5 protein-coding genes, 1 tRNA gene and 1 pseudogene are annotated in these 4,207 nt (G+C 66.0%); 6 read left to right on the top strand and 1 reads right to left on the bottom strand.

The annotated features are described in order from the left end of the window. From JHC81_RS13920 to JHC81_RS13905, 4 genes are all read left to right on the top strand, one after another. Positions 1–1,363 (top strand): hypothetical protein (locus tag JHC81_RS13920; RefSeq protein WP_292175672.1); only part of this gene is annotated, 1,363 nt, incomplete at its 5' end. A 106-nt stretch (positions 1,364–1,469) separates the two neighbouring features. Next, complete coding sequence (gene msrB / locus JHC81_RS13915) at positions 1,470–1,961, top strand: peptide-methionine (R)-S-oxide reductase MsrB (protein ID WP_292175671.1); 492 nt, start codon at positions 1,470–1,472, stop codon at positions 1,959–1,961. Positions 1,962–2,010: 49 nt separating this feature from the next. Continuing rightward, complete coding sequence (locus JHC81_RS13910) at positions 2,011–2,619, top strand: hypothetical protein (RefSeq protein ID WP_292175668.1); 609 nt, start codon at positions 2,011–2,013, stop codon at positions 2,617–2,619. A 136-nt stretch (positions 2,620–2,755) separates the two neighbouring features. Next, positions 2,756–3,247 (top strand): ferritin-like domain-containing protein, encoded by a 492-nt coding sequence (locus tag JHC81_RS13905; RefSeq protein ID WP_292175667.1) that lies wholly within the window; start codon positions 2,756–2,758, stop codon positions 3,245–3,247. 69 nt (positions 3,248–3,316) lie between these two features. Here the strand turns inward: JHC81_RS13905 and JHC81_RS13900 are convergent. Then, positions 3,317–3,391 (bottom strand) — tRNA-Thr (locus JHC81_RS13900). Between the two features lie 188 nt (positions 3,392–3,579). On the opposite strand from JHC81_RS13900, the gene JHC81_RS13895 reads away from it, so the two are divergent. Together JHC81_RS13895 and JHC81_RS13890 are read left to right on the top strand one after the other, a co-directional pair. Continuing rightward, on the top strand, positions 3,580–3,774 hold the full coding sequence (locus JHC81_RS13895) for a hypothetical protein (protein WP_292175666.1): 195 nt from the start codon (positions 3,580–3,582) through the stop codon (positions 3,772–3,774). A 110-nt stretch (positions 3,775–3,884) separates the two neighbouring features. Next, a pseudogene (locus tag JHC81_RS13890) lies at positions 3,885–4,207 on the top strand (UDP-N-acetylglucosamine 1-carboxyvinyltransferase); the annotation flags it as partial.

The raw sequence follows: 4,207 nt of genomic DNA, 5'->3' as shown, positions 1-4,207 counted from the left end.
CCACCCCGCCGCCGCCCTGCCGGGTGCGCAGAGCGAGACGTTCCGCAGCTGGATCGATGCGGGGCTGGCGGATGCCTTGGGCCGGGCGGATCGGGTCAACAGCGGCGACAGCCACGCCTATCTGATGCGCTACTACGGAGCCGGCTTCCGCGATTCGAACATTTCCATCCGTCCGACGTACGAGGGTCTGGGGCCCTACTTCGGCACCAGCTGGCCCGGTTTCACGACCGGCTGGCGCGGGGGCAAATATGTGGTGACCTATATCCAGGACGGGGTGCGAGGTACGCCGCCGCTGGGCGCGACCCTTGTGGACTGCAACGGCACGACGGCCGAAGAGCTGGCCCGGGCCAAGCTGGATCTGTGGGAAGGCAATCTGGACACCGAGGCCGGGCGCGTGACGTCCGCGCCCTATCTGCTGTGGAACCGCAACAACCCCTTCACTTCGGGTGTGCCGAGCCTGTGCAACTTCCAAGTCGGCAATCGCGGTCGTCCGCGTGAGTTCCAGCTGCGTCCCGTGCCCGTGACGCCGGCGGCGCTGGAAGCCGCCTATCGCGCGACCGTCTACATGCCGCCTGCGACGCCGCTGTCGATCGAGACGGTGAACGGGCGTCCGTGGCTGAATGTGCATTCGTTTGACGACAACGCCGGCTGGGACGCCTTCAACGCCGCCGTCGAGGCCCAGGTCGAGACGCTGCGTGGGCCGCAGGGGCTGGTCATCGATCTGCGCGCCGCAGCCGGAAACTCGGTCACCAGTTCGACGCGGCGGGGCTATGGCCTGGCCAACCGCATCTGGACGCCGGAGTTCACCATCAGCCGCCAGCCTGCGGCCGGTGCCATCACCTATCGTGCCACCCAGGGCAACCGCGACTGGTACGCAGCCGCAGCCGGTCGGATGCAGGCGGACCCCAGCTTCGTCGCCGAGGCACCCCAGGTGATCGCCCAGACGCTGGAAATCGTCGCCGCCTTCGATGCGGCCATCGCAGCGGGTCAGACGACCTTCACCCTGACGGGGCCCGAACTGGCCGCCGACACCGGTGCCGCCAATCCGGTGCAGGGGCCAGTCGTCGTGCTGGTGGATGCAGGTTGTTCGGGCGGCTGCCTGGATACGCTGGACCTGCTGAGCAAGATGCCGAACGTGCGGATCGCGGGTTCGACGACGGCGACCGATTCGATCTTCATCGATCCGACGGTCGAGCGTCTGCCGTCGAACTATGCGCAGCTCAGCTATGGCCACAAGGCGTGGACGGGGCGTACCCGCGCCAACAACCAGCCGTACATACCGGCCGAAGGCCTGGCCTATACGGGCAATCCGGCGGACGAAAATGCCGTGCGCGCCTGGGTCGGGACGCTGTTCGGGGCTTAACGCCTGTTGGATTGCTAAAGCCGACGACGCGGTCGTCAACAGTTTGCGCTGAAGGTGAGGCCGGGCGGGGGTGGAACCCCGGTCCGGCCTTTCCTATTTCAGGGGCATGACAAACCTCTCCCCCGACGCCGCCAACCTGTCTCCCTCCGGCTACGACCTGACGCCGCCCGACGATGCCGAACGGGCGCGGCTGGAGGCGGACCTCAACGAGGAGGAGCGCCGGGTGCTGCTGGCGCATGGCACAGAGGCCCCGTTCTGCGGGACCCTGCTGGGCGAGAAGCGGGTCGGCGTCTTCTGCTGCCGCGAATGCGGCCTGCCGCTGTTCAAACAGGGCACCAAGTTCGAGAGCGGCACGGGCTGGCCCAGCTTCAGCCAGCCGGTGGACGAGGCCCATGTGAAGGCGATCACCGACCGGTCCTATGGCATGGTGCGGACCGAGACCCGCTGCGCGCGCTGTGACAGCCATCAGGGCCATGTCTTCCCAGACGGACCGCCGCCCAGCGGCTTGCGCTATTGTATCAACTCGGTCGCCCTGACGTTCGTGGCCGAGGGCGAGGCCTTGCCCGACCCTCTGGGGCGCGGCGACGGCAGGGCCTGACCTTGGCCGCAATTGGCGCTAAGGTGGTATCTGTACAGGAGTTGGCCGGATGTTGATGACGACCCTGATGATGGCGGCGACCCTGGCGGTCCGCCCGCCCATGGGTGATGAGCCGGACGGCGTCATCTCGACGGCTCCCGCCACCTCCGTCTCTCTGGATGCCACAGCGACTGCGCCGACCGCGCCCAGTGCCCAGGGGGCGGCCCAGCAGGCGTCGGACGCTCACGGCCTGACCACGGACGAACAGATCGACCGCTGGATCGCGGCGCGGTCGCCGGACGAGAAGCCCTATTCCAGCGACTCCCTTCGCCTGATGGACGACCGCAAGATGCACAGCGAAGTCGATGTCGGCTTCGGCACCGGCGGCTATCGCAGCTATGGGGCAGCGGTGTCGCTGCCGATCGGCGAGAACGGGCGACTCAACCTGAGCTATCGCCAGGTCGAGAACGGCTATGGCTACGGTTATCCGTACGGCGGCTATGGCGGTTACGGACGCGGATACGGGCTGGGACGAAATTATTTCAGCGACTTCGGCTATGCCTTTCCCGGTCGTCAGACGCCGGAAGATGCCCTGCGCTTCGAGGACCGGGTGGCGCGACCCGGCGGTCCGCCTGGGCAACGGCTGGCTGTAGAGCCGCCCGTCACCGCCGCAGAATAGTGGAAGGCCCGGTCGCAGGATCGGGCCTTTTTTCTTTGTCCGCCAACAGCCGATGTCAGGCCCAATGTCCATGTTTGGACATAGGAACGGACCGGGTCCGGGCCGGTTGTGAGGGTCCCCCACACGGAGACACCCCATGGCCGACAAGACCCTGAACGACCTGTTCCACGACACGCTGAAGGACATCTATTACGCCGAGCGCAAGATCCTGAAGTCCCTGCCCAAGATGGCCCGCGCCGCCCAGTCGCCCGAACTGAAGGCCGCGTTCGAGAAGCACAAGGATCAGACCGAAGGCCAGATCGAACGCCTGCAACAGGTGTTCGAAATCATCGGCAAGGCCCCGCGCGGCAAGACCTGCGACGCCATCGAAGGCATTCTGGCCGAGGGTGACGAGATCATGGAAGAATACAAGGGCTCGCCCGCCCTGGACGCCGGCCTGCTGGCGGCGGCCCAGGCCGTCGAACACTATGAGATCACGCGCTATGGCACGCTGAAGCGCTGGGCCAATGAGCTGGGCATGAAGGATGCGGCCAAGCTGCTGGACGAAACCCTGCAGGAAGAATCTCAGACCGATCTGGACCTGACCACGATCGCGGATGCCGGCGTGAACGATAACGCCAAGGCCTGAAGCCAGAGATAGGCCAGAACGTCAGCGGGGCCCGGCTTTCACAAGCCGGGCCCCGTCGATGTCTGCAGATGGTGCCGCCGGAGAGAATCGAACTCTCGACCTCAGCCTTACCAAGGATGCGCTCTACCACTGAGCTACGGCGGCCACGACCAATCCTGTTTGGCTTCAAACCAAGGATTGGTCATTCCTGCATTGAGCGAAATCTGAGCCTCGCCAAGAGGCTCGACCGATTTCGCTCGTGAGGAAGGGGGCCTATAGCCAACCGCAACGACGCAGGGAAGCCCCGAATTCGGTCGCTTGCGAAAAAGCTGCGGCAAGGGTCTGATCGTCCCATGGCCGATCCTGATTCCCCAGCGTCCGCAGTACCCGTCCCCGGCACCGCGTCCGAGCGGGCCGATGGGCGACCCAAGAACAGCAAGGCCACGGCAACGCCCCGGGCCCAGCGACTGGCCACGGCGTTGCGGGACAATCTGAAGCGGCGCAAGGCGGCGGCGACCGCGTCCCGACCGGAAAAGCCGCGCAACTGAATGTCATCCGTCTGCTGACGCCGCGCCCTTTCGCAAAAGGGGGCGGACGCGCTAGATAGCCGATCCGCCTTGGCCGTTGCCCTGGCCCTCAGGGCAGATACAGAGACTTCATGGACAGCATTGTCATCCAGGGCGGCCACCGCCTGAACGGAACGATTCCCGTCAGCGGGGCCAAGAATTCGGCGCTGAAGCTGATGGCGGCCTCGATCCTGACCGATCAGCCTTTGCTGCTGAAGAACATGCCGCGTCTGGCGGATACGAAATTCCTGGGCCGGTTGCTGAAGGCGCTGGGCGTGGAGGTCACGGAGCGTGACGGCGCGGACGGGCAGGAGACCCTGTTCCACGGGGCCAGCATCAGCTCGACCTTCGCCCCCTATGATCTGGTGCGGCAGATGCGGGCCAGCTTCAATGTGCTGGGGCCGCTGCTGGCGCG

This window comes from Brevundimonas sp. (genome assembly GCF_016463295.1).
Lineage (GTDB): Bacteria > Pseudomonadota > Alphaproteobacteria > Caulobacterales > Caulobacteraceae > Brevundimonas.
Note: the sequence above shows the minus strand (reverse complement) of the source record. Positions and strands in the feature narration are given on the sequence as shown.

What these genes read in the sequence shown, in the direction of transcription:
- JHC81_RS13910 (WP_292175668.1), top strand. Translation starts at nt 2,011, where the DNA reads ATGTTGATGACGACCCTGATGATGGCGGCGACCCTGGCGGTCCGCCCG.
- msrB (WP_292175671.1), top strand. Translation starts at nt 1,470, where the DNA reads ATGACAAACCTCTCCCCCGACGCCGCCAACCTGTCTCCCTCCGGCTAC.
- JHC81_RS13895 (WP_292175666.1), top strand. Translation starts at nt 3,580, where the DNA reads ATGGCCGATCCTGATTCCCCAGCGTCCGCAGTACCCGTCCCCGGCACC.
- JHC81_RS13905 (WP_292175667.1), top strand. Translation starts at nt 2,756, where the DNA reads ATGGCCGACAAGACCCTGAACGACCTGTTCCACGACACGCTGAAGGAC.